A 20421-nucleotide genomic window follows, 5' to 3' on the forward strand; every position below is an offset into this window, starting at 1 on the left:
CTGCGACGGCCGCCAAGACGTGGGTGCCGGGGCATGACGAGCCAAGTTGACCCGCATCGCCAACATCACCACCATGGAATCATTCCATGAGGTGCTGATGTGACTGCCGGGCTTCCCCATCGCCAATCCGAAATTCTCAATCACGCCCGCGCCTTTGGCCGCGTGATGGTCGATGACCTGGTCCGCCGTTTCGAAGTCTCGGCTCAGACCATCCGCAAGGACCTCAACGATCTCTGCGACCAGCGGCTGCTGACGCGTATCCATGGCGGCGCCATCGTCGCCTCGGGCACGGAAAATCTTGCTTATGAAGCCCGCCGCTTCGTCGCTGCCGACGAAAAGAAGGCGATCGGCGCTGCCGCTGCGGCCGAGATTCCCAACGGTTCGTCGCTTTTCATCAATATCGGCACCACCACCGAGGAAGTCGCGGCCGCACTGACCAATCACGAGAACCTGCTGGTCATCACCAACAATCTCAATGTGGCGATGATGCTGTACCGCCATCCGCATATCGAGGTGATCGTCGCCGGCGGCACGGTGCGCCGTGCAGATGGCGCGGTGATTGGCTCGACAGCCATCAAGCTGATCGGCCAGTTCAAGGTCGACTACGCCATCATCGGCGCCTCGGCGATCGACGAGGAGGGTGCGCTGCTCGATTTCGACTATCGCGAGGTGCAGGCGGCGCAGGCGATCATCGCAAATGCCCGCAGCGTCATGCTGGTCTGCGACAGCACAAAGCTGCGCCGCAGCGCCGCGGTGCGCATCGCGCATGTCAGCCAGATCCACACGTTCGTGACCGATACGGCCCTGCCGCTGGCGTTGCAGGAGATCTGCAGGAGCCGGGGGGTGAAGGTGATTGAGGCACTGCCGGGCGCCGAGGATGAGGCGGAGGAGGCTTAACCTCTTTTGTCGTTGCCCGGCTTGACCGGGCAACCCAGTAGACAGCGCCGTTTATGGCCTGAGCCAGTGGTTACTGGATCCCCCGCTTTCGCGGGGGATGACAGGTTGAGCCCGGTCGATAGGCCAATGGCCAAAAACGGGCGTTTGACACCCCCCAAAACGCCCATTGCTTTCGTTTTTACTTGTGCTTTAATCCGAAACGAAAGCCAAATCGCTGAAAGCGAAGGTGGCGCGTCCATGTGAGGCGCCAGACTGTTGGCGCAGAGGGGAAGCCGGGTGGGTCAGATCTACGACCTCGCAATCATTGGTGGCGGTGTGAACGGTTGCGGGATCGCCCGCGATGCGGTCGGCCGTGGCAATTCCGTGTTTCTCTGCGAGATGAAGGATCTGGCCTCGGGTACCTCGAGCTGGTCCACCAAGCTGATCCATGGCGGGCTCCGCTATCTCGAATATTACGACTTCAAGCTGGTCCGTCACGCGCTGCTGGAGCGCGAGGTGTTGTGGGCGATCGCGCCGCATATCATCCGCCCGCTGCGCTTCGTGCTGCCGCATCACGCCGGTCTGCGGCCGGCCTGGCTGCTGCGCCTGGGCCTGTTCCTCTACGACCATATCGGCGGCCGCAAACTGCTGCCGGCCACGCGCACCCTCGATCTCGACAAGGACGAGACCGGCAAGCCGCTGACCCCCGGCCGCTTCCATCGCGGCTTTGAATATTCCGATTGCTTCGTCGACGACGCCCGCCTGGTCGTCCTCACCGCCCGCGATGCCGCCGATCGCGGCGCCGATATCCGTACCCGCTGCCGCGCTGTCGAGATCCGCCAGGCCGACGGCATCTGGCAGGTCACCGTCGAGAACGTGCTCACCCATGAGCGCGAGACCATCAACGCGCGCACGCTGGTCAATGCCGGCGGGCCGTGGGTGGAGAATGTGCTGGCAACAGGCGCCGGGGTGAACGCAAAAGCGAAGGTGCGGCTTGTGCAGGGCTCGCACATCATCGTGCCGAAGCTCTACGCACATGATCGCGCCTACATCTTCCAGAACGCCGATGGCCGCATCGTCTTCGCGATCCCGTATCAGAACGATTTTACGCTGATCGGCACCACCGATGTCGATTATCACGGCGATCCCGCCGACGTGAAAATCACGCCGGATGAAATCGCCTATCTCTGCAGTTCGGTCAGCGAATATTTCGCCAGGCCCGTGCTCGCCGATGATGTGGTCTGGACCTATGCCGGCGTGCGCCCGCTCTATGACGACGGCGCCAGCGATGCCAAGGCCGCGACGCGTGATTACGTGCTCGAACTCGATCTGCCCGGCGGCACGCCGCTGCTCTCGATCTATGGCGGCAAGATCACCACCTATCGCCGTCTGGCCGAGGAAGCGCTGGAAAAGCTCGCGCCTTACCTCAAGGGCACGAAGGCCAAAGAAGGCTGGACGGCGCATGCGGCGCTGCCCGGCGGCGATTTTGATGTCTCGTCGGTGGAAGCGCTGACGGCCGAAATTCGCCGCGACTATCCATTTCTGAGTGCTGCGCATGCGAACCGTCTCGTCCATGCCTATGGCACCCGTGCTGCAAAGCTTCTCGCGCATGCGAAGTCTGCCGCCGATCTCGGCCGCGACTTTGGCGCCACATTGACCGAGCGCGAGGTGCGCTATCTGATGGCCCATGAATGGGCCGTGAGCGCCGAGGACATTGTCTGGCGACGCTCCAAACTCGGCCTGCGATTGTCAGGGGAGGAGATCGTGGCGCTCGACGCGTGGCTCTCTGCGAACCGAGATGACAGCGTCGCCGCACAAGCGGAGGCGCGTTCATGAGCGTCACCCTCGATCACGTCTCGCAGATGGTGGATGGCATCACGACCATCCGCGATGTCTCGCTCACTTTGGAGCGCGGCAGCCTCAGCGTGCTGCTCGGGCCGACACTGGCCGGCAAGACCTCGATCATGCGGTTGCTCGCCGGGCTCGACAAGCCCGCCCAGGGCCGTGTGCTGGTGGACGGCAAGGACGTCACCGGCATCGACATCCGCAAGCGTTCGGTGGCGATGGTCTATCAGCAATTCATCAATTACCCCTCGCTCACCGTCTATGAGAACATCGCGTCTCCCCTGCGCGTGCAAGGCAAGCCGAAGGCAGAAATCGAGACGCGCGTACGTGAGTCCGCGGCCTTGCTCAAGCTGGAGCCTTATCTGAAGCGCACGCCGCTGCAGCTCTCCGGTGGCCAGCAACAGCGCACCGCGATTGCGCGTGCGCTGGTGAAGGGCGCCGATCTCGTGCTGCTTGACGAGCCGCTCGCCAATCTCGACTACAAGCTGCGCGAAGAGCTGCGCACCGAACTGCCAAAGATCTTCGAGGCCTCCGGCGCGATCTTCGTCTATGCGACCACCGAACCGTCCGAGGCGCTGCTGCTCGGCGGCAGCACACTGTGCCTGTGGGAAGGCAAGGTGTTGCAGCATGGCGTGACCTCAAAGGTCTATCGTCATCCGGAAACGCTGAAGGTCGCCGAGGTGTTTTCCGATCCGCCGCTCAATCTGGTCGCGATCGAGAAGAAGGACGGACAGGTGCATTACGCCGGCGGCGCCAATGCGCCGGCCGCCGGCCTTTACGCATCGCTCGCTGACGGCGCCTATCGCGTCGGGTTCCGCGCGCATCAGCTCGAAGTCGCCAATGGCATTGCCGGCCGTCACGCCTTTCCGGCCGAAGTTACGGTCACCGAAATCACCGGCTCGGAGAGCTTTGTGCATCTGAAGCGCGATGCGTCGAACTGGGTGGCGGTGCTGCAGGGCGTGCATGAATTCCAGCCCGGCCACATGCTCGACGCCGTGCTCGATCCCGCCAATCTGTTTGTCTTCGACGGCAGCGACCGCCTGGTCGCCGCTCCCGGCATGGCGAAGGGAGCGTAACATGGCCCGCATCGATCTCGTCGATCTCGCGCAATCCTATAGCGGCAACGATGCCGATCCGGAATCGTTTGCGCTGAAGCCGATCTCCATGACCTGGCGGCAGGGTGGCGCCTATGCGCTGCTCGGACCATCCGGTTGCGGCAAGACCACGTTGCTCAACATGATCTCCGGCATCGTGACGCCGACCCGCGGCCAGATCCTGTTCGACGGCGTGGACATCACCCCGCTGCCGACCCAGAAGCGCAACATCGCGCAGGTGTTCCAGTTTCCGGTCATCTACGACACCATGACAGTTGGCGAGAACCTCGCTTTCCCGCTCAAGAACCGTGGCATGCCGAAGCCGCAGATCGATGCCCGCGTCGCCGAGATCGGTGAGCTGCTCGATCTCACGCCCTGGCTCAACCGCAAGGCGACGCGGCTGACGCCGGATGCCAAGCAGAAGATCTCGCTCGGCCGCGGGCTCGTTCGCAACGACGTCGCCGCCGTTCTGTTCGACGAGCCGCTGACGGTGATCGATCCCGCACTGAAATGGGAGCTGCGCTCGAAGCTGAAGGCGCTGCACCGCGCGCTCGATCTCACCATGATCTATGTGACCCATGACCAGACCGAGGCGCTGACCTTTGCCGATACGGTGGTCGTCATGCATGACGGCCGCGTCGTGCAATCCGGTACGCCGCAGGAGCTGTTCGACAAGCCCGCGCATACATTCGTCGGTTACTTCATCGGCTCGCCCGGCATGAATATCGTGCCGGCAGAAGTCGGTGGCCGGCAAGCGCGCATCGGTGGCCATGTCATCGGGTTGGTCAGCAGCTATGACGCTCTGCCGCCGAACAAGAAGATCGAAATCGGCATCCGTCCCGAATTCGTCCATGTGGCGACACCGGCGCCGGAACTGCTCACCGCACAGATCGAGCGTATCGACGATCTCGGCCGCATCCGCTTCGCACGTGTCCGCATCGGCGGCGTCAAATTCGCGGCCCGCGTGCCCGATGGATTCTCGCCGGATGGTGATGATGTCGGGCTGGTGTTCGATTCCGCACGGGTGCACGTTTATGCCGACAGCCGCCTCATCGAAGGGGCCCAGTGATGGACAAGACCGTCAACAACAAGGCCTGGTTCCTCGTCCTACCGGTGTTCCTCATCGTCGCCTTCTCGGCGGTGCTGCCGCTGATGACGGTGGTGAACTATTCGGTGCAGGACACCTTCGGCAACAACCAGTTCTTCTGGAACGGCGTCGGCTGGTTCAAGGAACTGCTCGATCCCTCCAGCGATCTCGGCGGCCGCTTCCTGGCCTCGCTCGGCCGTAACCTCCTTTTCTCCGCCATCATTCTCGCCATCGAAGTGCCGCTCGGCATTATCGTCGCATTGTCGATGCCGCGCGATGGCTGGCGGGTGGCTGCCTGTCTCGTCATCCTCGCGTTGCCGCTGCTGATTCCATGGAATGTGGTGGGCACCATCTGGCAGATCTTTGGTCGCCCCGATATCGGCCTGCTTGGTTACACCCTTAATCACATGGGCTTCGACTACAATTACGTGTCGAACGAGTTCGATGCCTGGGCCACGGTCATCGTGATGGATGTCTGGCACTGGACCAGCCTCGTCGCGCTGCTGTGTTACGCCGGCCTGAAATCGATTCCCGACGCCTATTATCAGGCGGCGCAGATCGATGGTGCCTCGCGCTGGGCGGTGTTCCGCGCCATCCAGCTGCCGAAACTGAACCGCGTGCTGCTGATCGGCGTGCTGCTCCGCTTCATGGACAGTTTCATGATCTATACCGAGCCCTTCGTCGTCACCGGCGGCGGTCCCGGCAATTCCACCACCTTCGTCTCCATCGAGCTCGTCAAGATCGCGCTCGGCCAGTTCGATCTCGGCAAGGCCGCGGCTCTGTCGCTGGTGTACAACATCATCGTGCTGATCGTGTGCTGGGTGTTCTACACCGTGATGACCAATGCCGGCACTGATCGCAAGGCGGAGGGCACGGCATGAACAATTCCATCCCCGGCCGCCGCATCATCCTGACGCTGTTTTTGATCTTCCTGCTGCTGCCGATCTATTGGCTGGTCAATATGAGCTTCAAGGAGAATGGCGAGATCGTCTCGACCATGACCCTGTGGCCGCACCGGCCGACGCTCGACAACTACATCCGTATTTTTACCGATGAGAGCTGGTATTCCGGCTACATCAACTCGTTGAAATACGTCGTCATCAACACGGTGCTGTCGATCTCGTTCGCGTTGCCGGCGGCCTATGCCTTCTCGCGCTATCGCTTCCTCGGCGACAAGCATCTGTTCTTCTGGTTGCTGTCGAACCGCATGGCGCCGCCGGCCGTGTTCGCATTGCCTTTCTTCAATCTCTATTCGGCCGTCGGCCTGTTCGACACGCCATGGGCGGTGGCCCTGGCGCATTGTTTGTTCAATGTGCCGCTGGCGGTGTGGATTCTCGAAGGCTTTGTCTCGGGCGTGCCGCGGGAGATCGACGAGACAGCCTTCCTCGACGGCTATTCGTTTCCAAAGTTCTTCGTGAAAATCCTGATGCCGCTGATCGCGTCGGGCATCGGCGTCGCCGCGTTCTTCTGCTTCATGTTCTCCTGGGTCGAGTTGCTGCTCGCGCGCACGTTGACTTCGGTGAATGCGAAGCCGATCTCGGCGATCATGACGCGCACGGTGTCGGCCTCCGGCATGGATTGGGGGTTGCTGGCTGCGGCCGGCGTGCTCACCATCATCCCCGGCGCGCTCGTCATCTGGTTCGTCCGCAACTACATTGCGCGCGGTTTCGCGCTGGGACGGGTGTGATTATGAAGGCCACACACACCGCACTTTCGGTCACCCCTCCCCACCGGGGAGAGGTCGCGCGCTCTTGCGCGCGGGAGAGGGGGAGCCACAAACGCCGACCTCACGTGTGGCGCCCCCTCTCCCTAACGCTCCCCCCGGTGGGGGGAGGGGACCTTGTGGCGCGCTTGGTTTCTAAAGCGGCAAGAGCGGAGGCGTAAGATGGATCACATCGCCTGGATGGCCTGGACGCCGCCGACCGCGATCTTCTTCGCGGCCATCGCGCTCACGCTCGCCACCATGACCGTGCTCGCCGTGCGTTATCCCGAAGCCGAGCGCGTCGGCATTCTCCGCATTCCGACCACGCGCGGCGATCGCCTGTTCCTGTCGCTGATCGCGGCCGCTGTGATCCATCTCCTGTGGATCGCCTTCATCGGCGCCGATCCGGTCGCCACGCTGCCGATCGGCGAGGAAGGTTTTGAAGTATCGAATCTCTGGTTCGCGACATTGATTTCGCTGGCCGCGGCGGTGGGAATTTTCCGCACCGTCTGACCAGTCTGGACTGCAGGCACGGGATAACCCGGCCTGAACATATGGGAGGAAGTTATGAGGCACCTGTCTAAGCAGGCCCGTCGTCCGACGCGCCACATCATGATGACCAGCGCCGCCGCGCTGATGGCCGCGAGCGCGCTGCTCGCCGTCCCCGCCAAGGCCGATGACGCCACGATCCAGAAGTGGATCGACAGCGAATTCCAGCCTTCGACGCTGTCGAAGGAAGAACAGCTCAAGGAGCTGCAGTGGTACGAAAAGGCGGCCGCCCCGTTCAAGGGCATGGAGATCAATGTCGTCTCCGAAACCATCACCACGCATGAATATGAATCGCGCACGCTTGCCAAAGCGTTTTCCGAGATCACCGGCATCAAGCTGAAGCACGACCTGATCCAGGAAGGCGACGTGGTCGAGAAGCTGCAGACGCAGATGCAGTCCGGCAAGAACGTCTATGATGGCTGGATTAACGACTCCGATCTGATCGGCACGCATTTCCGCTACGGCCAGACCATCCCGCTCACCGACTACATGAGTGGCGAAGGCAAGGATGTCACCAGCCCCTCGCTCGACATCAAGGATTTTATCGGTACGTCGTTCACGACCGGCCCCGATAAGAAGATGTATCAACTGCCCGACCAGCAGTTCGCCAACGTCTACTGGTTCCGGTATGACTGGTTCACCAATGCCGAGTACAAGTCCAAGTTCAAGGCCAAGTATGGCTACGATCTCGGCGTGCCGGTGAACTGGTCGGCCTATGAAGATATCGCCGAATTCTTCACCAACGACATCAAGACGATCGATGGCGTCAAGGTGTTCGGCCATATGGACTATGGCAAGAAGGACCCGTCGCTCGGCTGGCGTTTCACCGATGCGTGGCTCTCCATGGCCGGCAATGGCGACAAGGGCCTGCCGAATGGTCTGCCCGTCGATGAATGGGGCATCCGCATGGAAGGCTGCCGTCCGGTCGGCTCATCGATCGAGCGCGGCGGTGATACCAATGGTCCGGCGGCGGTCTATTCGATCGTAAAATATCTCGACTGGATGAAGAAATATGCTCCGCCACAGGCGCAGGGCATGACCTTCTCGGAGTCGGGTCCGGTGCCGGCACAGGGCAATGTCGCCCAACAGATGTTCTGGTACACCGCTTTCACTGCCGACATGGTGAAGCCCGGCCTGCCGGTGATGAATGCGGATGGCACGCCGAAGTGGCGCATGGCGCCATCGCCGCATGGTGCCTATTGGAAGGAAGGCATGAAGCTCGGCTATCAGGACGTAGGCTCGGGCACGCTGCTCAAGTCGACGCCCCCGGATCGCCGCAAGGCCGCCTGGCTCTATCTGCAGTTCATCACCTCGAAGTCGGTGTCGCTGAAGAAGAGCCATGTCGGTCTCACCTTCATCCGCGAAAGCGATATCTGGGACAAGTCGTTCACCGAACGTGCACCGAAGCTTGGCGGTCTGATCGAGTTCTATCGCTCGCCGGCCCGCGTGCAGTGGTCGCCCACCGGCAACAACATCCCGGACTATCCGAAGCTGGCGCAGCTGTGGTGGCAGAACATCGGCGATGCGTCGTCCGGTGCGAAGACGCCGCAGCAGGCGATGGACTCGCTGGCCGCGGCCCAGGACTCGGTGCTGGAGCGTCTTGAGCGGTCGAAGGTGCAGGGCGAATGCGGTCCGAAGCTGAACAAGAAGGAGACCGCGGAGTTCTGGTACAACAAGTCCGCGAAGGACGGCAACATCGCGCCGCAGCGCAAGCTGGCGAATGAGAAGCCGAAGGGCGAGACGGTGGATTACGACACGCTGATCAAGTCGTGGCCCGCCACTCCGCCGCAGAAGCGCGCGTCGGCGAATTAGGCTCCGGCCCTAACCTCTCCCCGCCTGCGGGGAGAGGTCGTCCGGCGAAGCCGGGCGGGTGAGGGGGCTCTCCCCTTGCTCCGTGCTTGTGGAGAGCCCCCTCATCCGTTGTCGCTTCGCGCCCACACCTTCTCCCCGCAGGCGGGGAGAAGGCACGACTTCACTTCTTTCCCAGCGCCTTCCTTGCAATGCTCGCCGCAAACAGCGGCGTCTCGCGGCTGTTGTGATCGCCGCCTGCAGCCTGCCGCGCTGCGGCCGCCTGCTCGAATGGCTGGCCATGCTCCGCAATAAACGCCATGAACGCATCTGTCGGATGGCAAGTGACGCGATTGGTGTAGCGCGTGCGACCGCCCTCCAGCGGCTCGGCGATCAATTCCCAGATCACATTCACCTGTGTGCGCCCGCTTGCGGTGAACACATCCGAGATCGAATTCATCCTGCAATAGGTGGGCGTCGCCTCCTCGGCCACATAGTGCTGGATCACCAGCCCCGCGCCGATCTGCTCCACATTGATCGACATCCGCCGTCCGTCATCGGTGCTGGTCGTGCCCGCAGAGATATGGTCGGGCGGGCAGCAGCGCTGATATTCCGCCTCCGGCAGGTTGAACAGCCAGTCGGCGATATCGATCTTGTCGATGGCGACGTCGATGTCGCTCGAAAAAGCGGATTGGGAGAGGATCTGATCGAGGAGGATTTTCATGGCGATGTCCTTTGCAGTGGCTGTCTGCCAGCTGTCATTCGACGGGAACGACGCCATTGTTGTCGCAGCACGACGCGCGCGGCTCCATCACGCGAGAGCGTGCCTTGAGCATGCTTGCGTTTGCGCGGTCTGAACGAAGGTATATGCGCTTCCGCGCCGCATGCGCAGGAATGTGCAAGACAGCCGGGCTGTAGGACTGTGCCTTACGGCAGCAACAGGATTTTGCCAAAATGCTCGGCGCGCTGCAGATAGCGATGCGCCTCGCCGGCGTCGCTCAACGCAAAGGTCCGATCGATGATCGGCGTCAGCTCGCGCTTCACCAGCGCCGGCATCCATCGCTCGGCAAAGCGACTGACCATGTTGCGCTTCTCCTGCAGCGACACGGATTTCATCACGGTGCCCTCAATCCGCAATCGCTTGAAGAGAACGAGATCCAGCGGAAGCGTCCCCTGTGCTCCACCGGAAATGCCGATCTGGATCAGGCGTCCGCCGGGGCGGAGCGAGCGGATGTTGCGTTCGAGATAGGGGGCGCCGACGAAATCCACGATCACATCGACGCCGGGCTCGCTCGGTAACTGCGCGATGACCTCGTCGAATTGCTCGCTGCGATAGTCGATCGCGCGGTGCACGCCGAGCGATAGCAGTCTGTCACGCTTGGCGTCGCTGCTGGTGGTGATGACGGCACCAGCTCCGGCCAGAACAGCGAGCTGCACCGCCGCCGATCCGACACCGCCACCGGCGCCGTGGATCAGCGCGCGTTCGCCTTCCTGCAGGCGGCCGAGATGAAACAGCGCCTGATGGGCGGTGACAAAAGCCTCAGGGATCGCTGCGGCTTCGATATCCGTCAGCCAGTTCGGCACGGGCATCGCGAGGCCGGCATCCAGGCGCGCCAGCTCGGCATAACCGCCGCCACCGGTGATGCCCATCACACGGTCGCCCGGCTTGTACGTCGTGACCGCGTCGCCGACGGCGATGACAGCGCCTGCAATTTCAAGACCGGTCAGATCGGAATCGCCGAAATTCGGTTGCTTGCCGTATTTGCCGAGCCGGTAGTTGACGTCAGCCTGGTTGATGCCGGCCGCGGCCACACGCACGATGAGGTCGTTCGACCGCGCGACCGGCGAGGGGACATCGACATAGCGCAACACCTCCGGTCCGCCAAAGTCATCGAAGGCAGCGGCCTTCATGGAGATGGGATAGGTGGATTGCGTCATGTTGAACCTGATTGTGATAGGCACATCGTTTCACGAGTGAGTACGACATGATGGCGTGCGCCGGAAATTGCAAACAAAAAGCCGGGAGTGATCCCGGCCTCTTCATTGTGGCTAGCCATCTGCTTCAATCTCATCTGTCATCACCCGCGAAAGCGGGTGATCCCGTAAACCGAGGCGCCAGTATTCTTGCCGAGCTGCCGGTGTCTACGGGATCCCCGCTTTCGCGGGGTGACAATCAGAGTGTGTGGAAACGCCTGCGTCCTACTTCGCCGCTGCCAGTGTCGGGTAATCCGTATAGCCCTTCGCGCCGCCGCCATAGAAGGTCGCCTTGTCAGGCTCGTTCAGCGGTGCGCCGGCCTTGAGGCGCTCGACCAGGTCCGGATTCGAGATGAACGGCTTGCCGAAGGCGATCAGGTCGGCGGCATCGGCTGCCAGCACCTTCTCCGCCAGCGCAAAATCAAAGCCGTTATTGGCAATATACGTTCCGCCAAAGCGCTTGCGCAGGCTGGCATAGTCGAACGGGGCGTTGTCGCGCGGGCCGCCGGTGGCGCCTTCCACCACATGCAGATAGACCAGCTTCTCGGCGCTGAGCCCGTCGGTGATGTGGTCGAACAGCTTTTGCGCATCGGTGTCGATGGCGGCGTCATTGGCGGGCGTCACCGGCGAGATGCGGATGCCGGTCTTGTCGCTGCCGATTTCCTTCGCGACGGCGGCTGCCACTTCGAGGATCAGCTTTGAGCGGTTCTCGATCGAGCCACCATAGGCATCGGTGCGCTTGTTGGTGCTCGCGCGAGCGAACTGCTCGAGCAGATAGCCATTGGCCGCATGAATCTCGACGCCGTCGAAGCCGGCTTCAACCGCGTTCTTTGCGGCGCGCTTGTAGTCGTCGATCAGGCCGGGAATTTCCGCAAGCTCGAGCGCGCGCGGTTCGGAGACGTCGGTAAAGGTGTTGTTGACGAAGGTCTTGGTCTTTGCCGCGATTGCCGAGGCCGAGACCGGCTTGCCGCCATTCGGCTGCAGGCTGGTATGCGAGATACGACCCACATGCCAGAGCTGGATGAAGATGTGGCCGCCCTTGGCGTGCACGGCCTCGGTAACTGTCTTCCAGCCGGCGACCTGCTCCGGCGTGTAGATGCCCGGGGTGTCCTGATAGCCCTGGCCCTGCTGCGAGATCTGGCTCGCTTCGGTGATCAGCAGACCGGCACTGGCGCGCTGGCTGTAATATTCGGCGGCCAGCGGGCCGGGCACGAAACCGGGCAGCGCGCGATTGCGCGTCAGCGGTGCCATCGCGGTCCGGTTGGTCAGCGTGAGTTTGCCAAGCTTGTAGGGCTCGAAGAGTTTGGACGTGCTCATCAGGAAAGCTCCGGAAGGGGATCGATGAAGATGGAATTGCGCATTGCGGCAGGCTTTAGCAAGGCAACTGCGGGCGCACGGGTGACGAAAGAATGTTCACGCTGAATGGATGCGGATCGCGCAATGGGTGTGTCGCGATCAAGGCTGCGAGCACTGGATTGTCCTCCCCGCATCATCGCTCAATTTGCGCCGAGGAAGTCGCGCTTGCCAATCTCGACACCGTTATGTCGCAGAATGCCGTGGGCAATGGTGACGTGGAAGTAGAAGTTCGGCAGGTTGAAGCTGGTCAGGAACTGCTGGCCCGACATGGTAGTGGTCTTGCCGGCGCCGATCGGGAAGGTGACGTCGCGGGAGTCGGCGCCCTCGAATTGCGCGGGCGTAAAGCCCTTCACATAGTCGACGGCCCTGGCAATCCGCGCTTTCAGTTCGGCGAATGTGGTTTCGGTGTCGGGCACCGAGAGTGGTTCGTTCTGGGTCAATCTTGCGCAGCCGCGCATGGCCTGGTCGCAGGCAGTCTGCACCTGTTTGGTCAGTGGCAGCATGTCCGGAAAAAGCCGCGCGCTGAGCAGGACCTGGGGGTCGATTTTCCTGGCCGCCGCATGGGCTTCCGCCTTGTCGAGAATGGCGGACAGGCTGCCGAGCATCTGCAGATAGGCGGGAACGGCGGAATCATAGAAGGACATGGGGCTTCTCTGTGATGCGGGTCAACATGCAGCGGCGGAAACAAGAAAGATGCTGCTGCATGGAGTTGGGGCGCGGTCGGGGGAATTCAACCGCCCCGGTATCAGAAAAGAGAAGAAATTTGTCGTGGCTGTACACTCTCTTGTCATCTGTCATCGCCCGCGGAAGCGGGCGATCCAGTCAACGCTGACGATATTGATTAAGCCGCGAAGGTCGGTGTTTACTGGATCGCCCGGTCAAGCCGGGCGATGACAGGTTACCGCGCGGATTTCAGCGTCCCCAGCAGCTCCGCCGTCGGCCAGGAATCCGCCGGTAATCCGAATTTCACCTGCATCGCCTTCACCGCGGTGCGGCTTTGCTGGCCGAGGATGCCATCCACCTTGCCGACATTGAAGCCGCGCCTGGCCAGCAATTGCTGCAATTCACGCAGCTCGTTATGCGACAGCTGTGCAACCGGCGCCGAAGGCTGGCGCATCTTGGAAGCCCCGGCAATGCGCGTCGCGAGATAGGCCGCCGTCGTGGAATAGATCAGCGAGTTATTCCATTCGGTGTAAGCCGCAAAATTCGCATAGGCCAGGAAGGCCGGGCCATGCCGGCCCATCGGCAGCAGCAGCGAAGCCGGCATGTCGTCATTCGGCAGCGGCCGGCCATCGGGATAGCTGACACCGAGCGACGCCCATTTGGCGCGCGGCAGTTTCACGGTGAGGTCAGCCTGATCCCATGGAAGGTTCTCGCCGACACGCACTTCCTGCAGCCACGGCTCGCCGCGTCGCCATTTCAACCCGGTGGAAATGTAATGCGCGGTGGAGCCGATCACATCTGCGGGGCTACGCAACAGGTTGCGATGGCCGTCGCCGTCATAGTCGACGGCATAATTGAAGTAGTGCGTCGGTAGGAACTGCGTCTGGCCGAGTTCGCCGGCCCATGATCCGATCATCTCGGCCGGCGCCAGATCGCCGCGATCGATGATCTTCAGCGCTGCAATCGTCTCGTCCTGAAACATTTTTGAACGCCGGCAATCATAGGCCAGCGACACCAGCGAGCGCAGCGTCTGCAGATTGCCCATCTGCACGCCAAAATCGCTTTCCAGCGCCCAGAATGCCGCGATCACCGCCGGCGGCACGCCATATTCCTTCTCGGCACGCGCGAAGGCGGCGGCATGTTGCTTGATCTTGAGCTGCCCGTTCTGCATCCGGTAATCCGCCGCCATGCGTCCGGCAAATTGCGTGAACAGCTGCCCGAACACCTTTTGCCCGCGGTCGCGATTGACGATGCCCTGGTCATAGACGAGGTAAGGCGCGGCTTCTGCCATCGCCCGCTGCGAGACACCGGCAGCGACCGCTTGCTGCTTCAGTCCTGCGAGAAACTGATCAAAACTCTGCCCGCCATGGCAGGATGCGCCGCGCTGGGCGAAGGCCGGGGAGGTGAGGAAGACCGGTGCTACGAGGAAGATCGCAAATCGCAGGGGCATTCGCAGCATGGATAAAGCGTCTCCGTCGTTGAACTCAGTCGTATCCGGGCGAGTAAAATTAGCAGATCAATGCTTGAAGCAATTCTCGCGATGCCAGCTCAAAAAATGTGGATGGGGGCGTTGAGACGCCCGCCGCGGAGAAATCGCTTGACCGCTTTTATTGAGAAGACCTTGAATGCTCACCACGTCATTGACTTGGCGCGAGATTAAAATCTTCAGGTCGTCTGATAGGCTAATCAGTCCACGGTCAAACATCCAATGAGCTGTGCCTGAGAGGGCTATTCCGTTGCTGATGATGTCGGGACCATTGGCTTCGACAGGTTTGATATGCGCCGCATCTACCTCAGCGCGACCGCCGCCATTGATGAGTTTCAGGCCGGTGACCGCGCATCGACGGTCATAGGCGTCAAGAATAATGCGGCGAAAAGTTCGATCCCGGACAATTCGCGATGTGAGATAGTCCAGCCGCTCTCGCGTTTCATCGAACTGAAAAGGAGTTTGAGTCTCATCAAGTTGCAGAGGTGCCTGTGCATCGCCAACCCGAGGCAAGAACTCAGCATCCTCGCCTAGTCCTCGTTCAACGATTCGCTCAAAGTCCGCTGGGCTGATTGGTCGAACTGCGGATTGAGCGCGGCCAGATATTCGGCCTTGCTCATTGAGGACGCCACGTTCAATAACGCCGTTTACGTCTGTGAATGGCACATGAGTTGAGAAATCGAGGTAGCTTGATGGCTCGATTAGAGCCAGATACATGCCTTGCGTGGCCGGGTCTGGTATAATTTGCTGTACTCTAGCGATAGCAAAATAGCCGCGTGTTGCCTCAACTTTGCGTGGTTCGTAGTAGACTACCCAATCATCGACGAACGTTTGTGCGCGGCTAAGGTACTGACTGGGAAATTGATATCGTTCAGCCGGGCTGTCGTCGTAAATCGAATCGGTGCGGTGAATGAAAACCCCAAATCCCATTTTGACTGTATAGCACGAGTTTTCTGGCTGAACAGGTGCTGCTGCGTCGCTTGGATAAGTCCCGCCGGGCCGTTACTCTCCCGTCGTTTCGCGCTGTGAGGAGGGATGACGGTTTGGATTTCCGGCAGTTACGTTACGCGCTATCGGTGTCGAAAGAGCGCAGTTTCACGCGCGCGGCCAAGCGGCTCAATATTTCGCAGTCCGCCGTCAGCGAACAGGTGCGCCTGCTGGAGGAGGAGATCGGCTTCGACCTGTTCACGCGCACCCCGCGCGGCATCGAGGCGACGGATCGTGGCCGCACGTTCCTGTACGAATCCGAGCGCGTGGTCGGCGACCTGCTCAGCCTGTCGGACACGGCGCGGCGGCTGCGCGGCGCCAAGCTGGATACGCTGACCATCGCCATGGGATCGGGCATGGCGCAGCTCTTCATCCCGCGGCTGTTCCAGGATCTGCACAAGAAGCTCCCGGATGTGCAGCTCAATATCCAGACCACGCCGACCCGCGCGATCTTCACCGAGCTGCATGAAGAACGCATCGATGCCGGCCTTGCGATCGAGTCCGATCCGGAGCGGCTGCCTTCCGGGCTCGTATTCGATCGGCTGGCCGATGCGGAGATGGCGCTGATCGTACCGGTGAAACATGCATTGGCGCGCAGCAAGCAGCCGGTTGATATCGGCCGCCTGATTGCCGAGCCCTTCATCATGAGCGAATTGTCGGTCGGCTATGGCCCGGTGGTGATGTCGCTTTTCACCGATCTCGGCATGAAGCCGAATATCCGTGCGGTGGTGGACAATATCGAGACCATCAAGATCATCGTGCAATCCGGTGGCGGCCTTGCCGTCGTGCCGCGCCCCTGCGTAGCCAATGAAGTGGCGCTCGGCCAGTTGAAGGCGATGGCGATCGCGCCGGCGCGCAATGTCGCCTTCAGCTTCTATCGCCGCCGCCAGCCGATGTCGCGGCGCAAGGAGAGCGCATTGCAGACCGTGCTGGAGATGCTGAAGCAATCTTGAGCGAGCCATCTGATTTTCCGATAGGTGTATCGGTAATCGGTTTTTGACTTGGAAGCAGCCGCCGACGGATGCTGGGCACGTTCACACGGAATGGTGCGCCAATGTCCCAGCTCTCGACTCCCCGTTTTCGGATTGGCATCGATACAGGCGGCACCTTCACCGACATCGTGTCCGTCGACATGGAGTCGGGCGCGACCCAGGTCACCAAGGTGTCGAGCACGCCGGGCAATCCCGGAATCGCGCTGGTCCGCGGCGTCAATGCCATCCTCGAGGCCCATGGTGCCAGCCATGAGGATGTCGCCGGTCTCGCCCATGGCACCACGGTCGCCACCAATGCCTTGCTGCAGGGCGCGATCGACTCGCTCGGCCTGATCGTCAATACCGGCTTCCGGCATATTCTGGAGATCGCGCGCCAGTCGGTGCCGGATGGCTATGGCAATTCCTATTTCTGGGTGAAGCCCGATCGCATCGTGCCGCTGCAATTCGTCCGCGAGGTCACCGGGCGCCTCGATTTCAAGGGCAATGAACTCAAGCCGCTCGACGAGGACAGCGTCCGCGCTGCCGCGCGCTTCTTTCGTGCCAGGAACATCCGCTCCATCGGCATCTGCCTGCTGCATGCCTATGCCAATGACGCCCATGAGCGCCGCGTCGCCGCAATCGTCGCCGAGGAGTATCCGGAGGCGACGCTGTCGCTGTCCTGCGAGGTGCTGCCCGAATATCGCGAATATGAGCGCGCGGTCACCACGCTGGTGGACGCTTACGTCAAGCCGTATATGGACCGCTATCTCAAGCGCGTGCATGACGAGCTCGGCCGGGGCCTGCAGGACAAGCCGTTTCTGGTGATGCAGTCGAGCGGTGGCGTCGCCAGCGCCGAGCAAGTGGTGCGTAAGCCGATCACCACCGCGCTCTCGGGACCTGCGGCCGGCGCGCTCGGCAGTGCCGTCATTGCCGAGATCGCGGGCTTCCCTGATCTGGTCACCCTCGATGCCGGCGGCACCTCCACCGATCTCTGCCTGATCGAGGGTGCCAAGCCGCAGATCACCAATGGCGGCTCGGTCGGCCCGTTCCCGGTGCGCATCCCGATGATCGATATCGAGACCATCGGCACCGGCGGTGGCTCCATCGCCTGGCTCAGCCGCGAAGGCCATCTCAAGGTCGGCCCGCGCAGCGCCGGCGCCGATCCTGGTCCGATGTGTTACCCCAATGGCGGCCCGGAGCCGACCATCACCGACGCCAATCTTGTGCTCGGTCGGCTGCCGGCAGCCTTGATCGGCGGCGGGATCACGCTGAATGTTGCGCGCGCCCGCGAAGGCATCGCGGCGTTGGCCGCACGATTGCCCGGCAATATGAGCGTCGAGCAGCTCGCCTCGGGCATCATCGAGATCGCCAATTGGAGCCAGGCCAATGCGATCCGCCAGATGACGATCCAGCGCGGCATCGATCCGCGCACCTTCGGCCTGCTGTCCTTCGGCGGCGCCGGGCCCGTGCAGTCCGCCGCGGTGATGGATCTGCTCGGCATGAAGGCCTGCATCGTGCCGCCCAATCCCGGCAATCTCTCCGCCTTTGGCCTGCTGGCGGTGGACTGGCGCACCGATCACATGGTCACCAAGGTGATGCATGAAGATGCCATCGATCTCGCCGATATCGCGGCGCGCTATGTCACGCTCGAGGGCGAGGCGACCGCCACGCTGAAACGCGACGGCATCGATCCCGCGCGCATCCGGCTCGTGCGCGAGGCCGATATCCGCTATGCCGGCCAGTCCATGGAAGTGCGCGTGCCCGCGCCGTCGGGCTCCATCGATGCAGCGTTTCTGAAAGGGCTGGTCGACAGTTTCAACGCCGCCCACCGAAAGACCTTTGGCTATGACTATGCCGGTCGGCAGAAGATCGAGCTGGTCAATCTGTGCGTCTCCGGCTTTGGCGTGATCGATCGTCCGTCGCTGCCGAAGCTGGCGGCGCGCGCCGGCAATCCGGCGGCGCAATCGAGCCGCCCGGTCTATTTCGGCAGCGCCTTCCGCGACACGCCGGTCTATGACCGCGCCGCGCTGCCGCCGGGCGGCCGGGTGCTCGGCCCCGCCATCGTCGAGGAATTCGGCTCCACCACGGTGGTGTTCCCGTATCAGAGCGTCGAGGTCGATCCGCACGGCATTCTCGTCATTCGTCCGGTATCGGCAAAGGAGTCGGTGTGATGAACAAGCACAGCAAGCATCCATGGCCCACGGCGCCGCAGACCGATGCTACGATGGTCGATCCCATCGTGCTGCAGATCGTCGAGGGCACGCTGAATTCCATCGAAGCCGAGATCGAATATGCCATCGAGCGCACGGCGCGCTCGCCGATGATCCGCGAGGCGCATGATTATCGTGTCGGCCTGTTCGACAAATATTGCCGCAAGCTCACCGGCCGCTCCTATTCGGCCATGCCCAATGCCGTGGTGCGCGACTTTCCGCCGGAGACCATGAAGCCCGGCGACGTGTTCCTGATGAACGACACCTATCTCACCGAAGGCTCCATCGGTCATCTCCCCGATGTCTGCAGCACGGTCCCGGTGTTTCATGACGGCGAGGTGGTCGCCTATATCCAGGCCTTCGGTCATCACGACGACGTCGGCGGACGCGTGCCCGGCTCGATGCCCGGCACCGCCGCCACCGTGTTCGAGGAAGGCATCGCCATCCCGCCGGTCAAGATCTATAGCGAGGGCGTGCGCAACGAGGCGGTATTCACCATCATCCGCCGCAACACCCGCGTGCCCGAAATGCTGTCGGCGGATCTCGACAGCGAGGTGCAGGCCTGCCTGATGGGCGCGCGTCGCATGGCCGGCCTGTTCGAGCGTTTCGGTCGCGCGCAGGTCGAACTCTGCTTCCAGGCCATTCTCGACAAATGCCGCGATATTTTTCGCGACGAACTGCTCAGCAAGATCGCCGATGGCGACTATGCCTGGGAAGACTATGTCGAACACGACGGCATCACCGATCCGAAGCTGCACAAGATCGCGATCAAGATGACCAAGAAGGATGGCAAGCTCATCCTCGATTTCAACGGCACCGATCCGCAATCCACCGGGCCGATCAACTGGCCCATCGACTATGCCGATGGTGCTTTTCTGATCAAATGGATCGCGCCGGTGCTGCGCAATCTTGCCGATACGCCCGAGCGCGCGGCAGAGATTCACGTCAATGAAGGCGTCTGCGATGTGTTCGAGATCATCTTCCCGCCCAAGGGGACGCTGATCACGCCGGAATGGCCGGCAGCGACCAATGCGCGCTCCTTCGTGCTGCTGCGCAGTCTTGGTCTGCTCGGCGGCGTGGTCGCGCAGGCCGTCGATGGTCGCATGCCTGCGGATCAGGAGACGATCCGCTATACCGGATTCTACGGCAAGGACCTCGAGGGCAAGTCATTCCTGTCGCGCGAGGTGCTCGGCGGCGGTTCGGGCGGTCGCTATTATGCCGATGGCAGCGACGTCATCCACATCGTGCCGGACTCGCGCAATCAGCCAGCAGAATTCACCGAAACCAAGTTTCCCTATCTCGTCGAGAAGCTCGCGCTCTCGACCGACTCAGGCGGTGTCGGCTATCGCCGCGGCGGCCAAGGCTACGAGAAACATTATCGCATGCTGGTCGATTGCCGCACCATCGTCACCGCCGATCGCGTCCGTCTCGGCTGCTATGGCGTCAAGGGCGGCAAGGCCGGGCAACCTTTCTGCGTCACTGTGGATGCCGAAGGCGCAGCGCGCGATCTCGGCGGGCTCGTGGATGGCGATCCCGTTTTGAAAGGCCAGGTCGTCCGCGTGGTCACCACCGGCGGCGGCGGGTGGGGCGATCCGCTCGATCGCGAGGTTGAACTGGTACAGCGCGATCTGATCGAAGGACGCGTATCGCCGGACAGCGCGCTGCGCGATTACGGCGTTGTCTTTGTGGCCGGCGACGATCCCGACGAGCCGCGCGTGGACATGGCTGCGACGGACCGCACTCGCATGGACCTCAGGAGCAAGCGCACCGCCGCGCTTCCGATGATCGATCGTGGCGAAGGCTATGAGAAGATGTTGCGTGGCGAACACCGGC

The 20421-nt window shown here is 62.1% G+C and carries 17 protein-coding genes; 11 read left to right on the plus strand and 6 right to left on the minus strand.

The genetic code is table 11. The features are described 5' to 3' along the window. Positions 1 to 99: 99 nt before the first annotated feature. The 8 genes from ACIQ2A_RS02945 (at position 100) to ACIQ2A_RS02980 (ending at position 8965) form a co-directional block, all read left to right on the plus strand. Complete coding sequence (locus tag ACIQ2A_RS02945) at positions 100 to 897, plus strand: DeoR/GlpR family DNA-binding transcription regulator (RefSeq protein WP_398475570.1); 798 nt, start codon at positions 100 to 102, stop codon at positions 895 to 897. A 276-nt stretch (positions 898 to 1173) separates the two neighbouring features. Beyond that, the gene (gene glpD / locus ACIQ2A_RS02950) at positions 1174 to 2712 is read left to right on the plus strand and encodes a glycerol-3-phosphate dehydrogenase (RefSeq protein ID WP_398475572.1); all 1539 of its coding nucleotides are present in this window, start codon (positions 1174 to 1176) and stop codon (positions 2710 to 2712) included. Beyond that, on the plus strand, positions 2709 to 3797 hold the full coding sequence (locus tag ACIQ2A_RS02955; RefSeq protein ID WP_398475574.1) for an ABC transporter ATP-binding protein: 1089 nt from the start codon (positions 2709 to 2711) through the stop codon (positions 3795 to 3797). The genes glpD and ACIQ2A_RS02955 overlap by 4 nt, the downstream gene beginning before the upstream one ends. Before the next feature lies 1 nt (position 3798). Continuing rightward, positions 3799 to 4884, plus strand: a complete 1086-nt coding sequence (locus tag ACIQ2A_RS02960; protein WP_398475576.1) for an ABC transporter ATP-binding protein — start codon at positions 3799 to 3801, stop codon at positions 4882 to 4884. After that, the gene (locus ACIQ2A_RS02965; protein ID WP_398475578.1) at positions 4884 to 5783 is read left to right on the plus strand and encodes a carbohydrate ABC transporter permease; all 900 of its coding nucleotides are present in this window, start codon (positions 4884 to 4886) and stop codon (positions 5781 to 5783) included. Before ACIQ2A_RS02960 ends, ACIQ2A_RS02965 begins: the two co-directional genes overlap by 1 nt. Then, positions 5780 to 6589, plus strand: a complete 810-nt coding sequence (locus ACIQ2A_RS02970) for a carbohydrate ABC transporter permease (RefSeq protein WP_398475580.1) — start codon at positions 5780 to 5782, stop codon at positions 6587 to 6589. The genes ACIQ2A_RS02965 and ACIQ2A_RS02970 overlap by 4 nt, the downstream gene beginning before the upstream one ends. 198 nt (positions 6590 to 6787) lie before the next feature. After that, a complete protein-coding gene (locus tag ACIQ2A_RS02975; RefSeq protein WP_398475582.1) occupies positions 6788 to 7117 on the plus strand; it encodes a DUF2160 domain-containing protein in 330 nt (109 codons plus the stop codon). 102 nt (positions 7118 to 7219) lie between these two features. Next, a complete protein-coding gene (locus tag ACIQ2A_RS02980; RefSeq protein WP_398475614.1) occupies positions 7220 to 8965 on the plus strand; it encodes an ABC transporter substrate-binding protein in 1746 nt (581 codons plus the stop codon). Between the two features lie 160 nt (positions 8966 to 9125). Here the strand turns inward: ACIQ2A_RS02980 and ACIQ2A_RS02985 are convergent, their stop codons facing one another. The 6 genes from ACIQ2A_RS02985 to ACIQ2A_RS03010 all read right to left on the minus strand — a co-directional run bounded on the left by ACIQ2A_RS02985 (position 9126) and on the right by ACIQ2A_RS03010 (position 15350). Next, the gene (locus ACIQ2A_RS02985) at positions 9126 to 9665 is read right to left on the minus strand and encodes a hypothetical protein (protein ID WP_398475584.1); all 540 of its coding nucleotides are present in this window, start codon (positions 9663 to 9665) and stop codon (positions 9126 to 9128) included. A 203-nt stretch (positions 9666 to 9868) separates the two neighbouring features. Beyond that, positions 9869 to 10879: an NAD(P)H-quinone oxidoreductase gene (locus ACIQ2A_RS02990; RefSeq protein ID WP_398475586.1), complete on the minus strand. Its 1011-nt coding sequence runs from the start codon at positions 10877 to 10879 to the stop codon at positions 9869 to 9871. Positions 10880 to 11140: 261 nt separating this feature from the next. Continuing rightward, complete coding sequence (locus ACIQ2A_RS02995; protein WP_398475588.1) at positions 11141 to 12232, minus strand: alkene reductase; 1092 nt, start codon at positions 12230 to 12232, stop codon at positions 11141 to 11143. A gap of 179 nt (positions 12233 to 12411) precedes the next feature. Then, a complete protein-coding gene (locus tag ACIQ2A_RS03000; RefSeq protein ID WP_398475590.1) occupies positions 12412 to 12915 on the minus strand; it encodes a DUF1993 family protein in 504 nt (167 codons plus the stop codon). A gap of 254 nt (positions 12916 to 13169) precedes the next feature. Next, a complete protein-coding gene (locus tag ACIQ2A_RS03005) occupies positions 13170 to 14393 on the minus strand; it encodes a lytic murein transglycosylase (protein ID WP_398475592.1) in 1224 nt (407 codons plus the stop codon). A 57-nt stretch (positions 14394 to 14450) separates the two neighbouring features. Then, positions 14451 to 15350, minus strand: a complete 900-nt coding sequence (locus ACIQ2A_RS03010) for an HNH endonuclease (RefSeq protein WP_398475595.1) — start codon at positions 15348 to 15350, stop codon at positions 14451 to 14453. A gap of 113 nt (positions 15351 to 15463) precedes the next feature. Here ACIQ2A_RS03010 and ACIQ2A_RS03015 point away from each other — a divergent pair, with 113 nt between their 5' ends. From ACIQ2A_RS03015 to ACIQ2A_RS03025, 3 genes are all read left to right on the plus strand, one after another. Beyond that, positions 15464 to 16360, plus strand: coding sequence for a LysR family transcriptional regulator (locus ACIQ2A_RS03015; RefSeq protein WP_398475597.1), 897 nt, complete (start codon positions 15464 to 15466; stop codon positions 16358 to 16360). A 101-nt stretch (positions 16361 to 16461) separates the two neighbouring features. Next, positions 16462 to 18549 carry a hydantoinase/oxoprolinase family protein gene (locus ACIQ2A_RS03020; RefSeq protein ID WP_398475599.1) on the plus strand — a complete coding sequence of 696 codons (2088 nt, stop codon included), beginning with the start codon at positions 16462 to 16464 and terminating at the stop codon, positions 18547 to 18549. Next, positions 18549 to 20421, plus strand: a 1873-nt coding sequence (locus tag ACIQ2A_RS03025) for a hydantoinase B/oxoprolinase family protein (protein ID WP_398475601.1), incomplete at its 3' end; no start/stop codon positions are given. The genes ACIQ2A_RS03020 and ACIQ2A_RS03025, both read left to right, overlap by 1 nt.

This window comes from Tardiphaga sp. (assembly GCF_044336785.1).
Lineage (GTDB): Bacteria > Pseudomonadota > Alphaproteobacteria > Rhizobiales > Xanthobacteraceae > Tardiphaga.

Bases quoted from the DNA above. Each gene is read 5' to 3' on its own strand.
- ACIQ2A_RS02955 (WP_398475574.1), top strand. From the start codon at position 2,709: ATGAGCGTCACCCTCGATCACGTCTCGCAGATGGTGGATGGCATCACG.
- ACIQ2A_RS02960 (WP_398475576.1), top strand. From the start codon at position 3,799: ATGGCCCGCATCGATCTCGTCGATCTCGCGCAATCCTATAGCGGCAAC.
- ACIQ2A_RS02965 (WP_398475578.1), top strand. From the start codon at position 4,884: ATGGACAAGACCGTCAACAACAAGGCCTGGTTCCTCGTCCTACCGGTG.
- ACIQ2A_RS02970 (WP_398475580.1), top strand. From the start codon at position 5,780: ATGAACAATTCCATCCCCGGCCGCCGCATCATCCTGACGCTGTTTTTG.
- ACIQ2A_RS02975 (WP_398475582.1), top strand. From the start codon at position 6,788: ATGGATCACATCGCCTGGATGGCCTGGACGCCGCCGACCGCGATCTTC.
- ACIQ2A_RS02980 (WP_398475614.1), top strand. From the start codon at position 7,220: ATGACCAGCGCCGCCGCGCTGATGGCCGCGAGCGCGCTGCTCGCCGTC.
- ACIQ2A_RS02985 (WP_398475584.1), bottom strand. From the start codon at position 9,665: ATGAAAATCCTCCTCGATCAGATCCTCTCCCAATCCGCTTTTTCGAGC.
- ACIQ2A_RS02990 (WP_398475586.1), bottom strand. From the start codon at position 10,879: ATGACGCAATCCACCTATCCCATCTCCATGAAGGCCGCTGCCTTCGAT.
- ACIQ2A_RS02995 (WP_398475588.1), bottom strand. From the start codon at position 12,232: ATGAGCACGTCCAAACTCTTCGAGCCCTACAAGCTTGGCAAACTCACG.
- ACIQ2A_RS03000 (WP_398475590.1), bottom strand. From the start codon at position 12,915: ATGTCCTTCTATGATTCCGCCGTTCCCGCCTATCTGCAGATGCTCGGC.
- ACIQ2A_RS03005 (WP_398475592.1), bottom strand. From the start codon at position 14,393: ATGCTGCGAATGCCCCTGCGATTTGCGATCTTCCTCGTAGCACCGGTC.
- ACIQ2A_RS03010 (WP_398475595.1), bottom strand. From the start codon at position 15,350: ATGGGATTTGGGGTTTTCATTCACCGCACCGATTCGATTTACGACGAC.
- ACIQ2A_RS03020 (WP_398475599.1), top strand. From the start codon at position 16,462: ATGTCCCAGCTCTCGACTCCCCGTTTTCGGATTGGCATCGATACAGGC.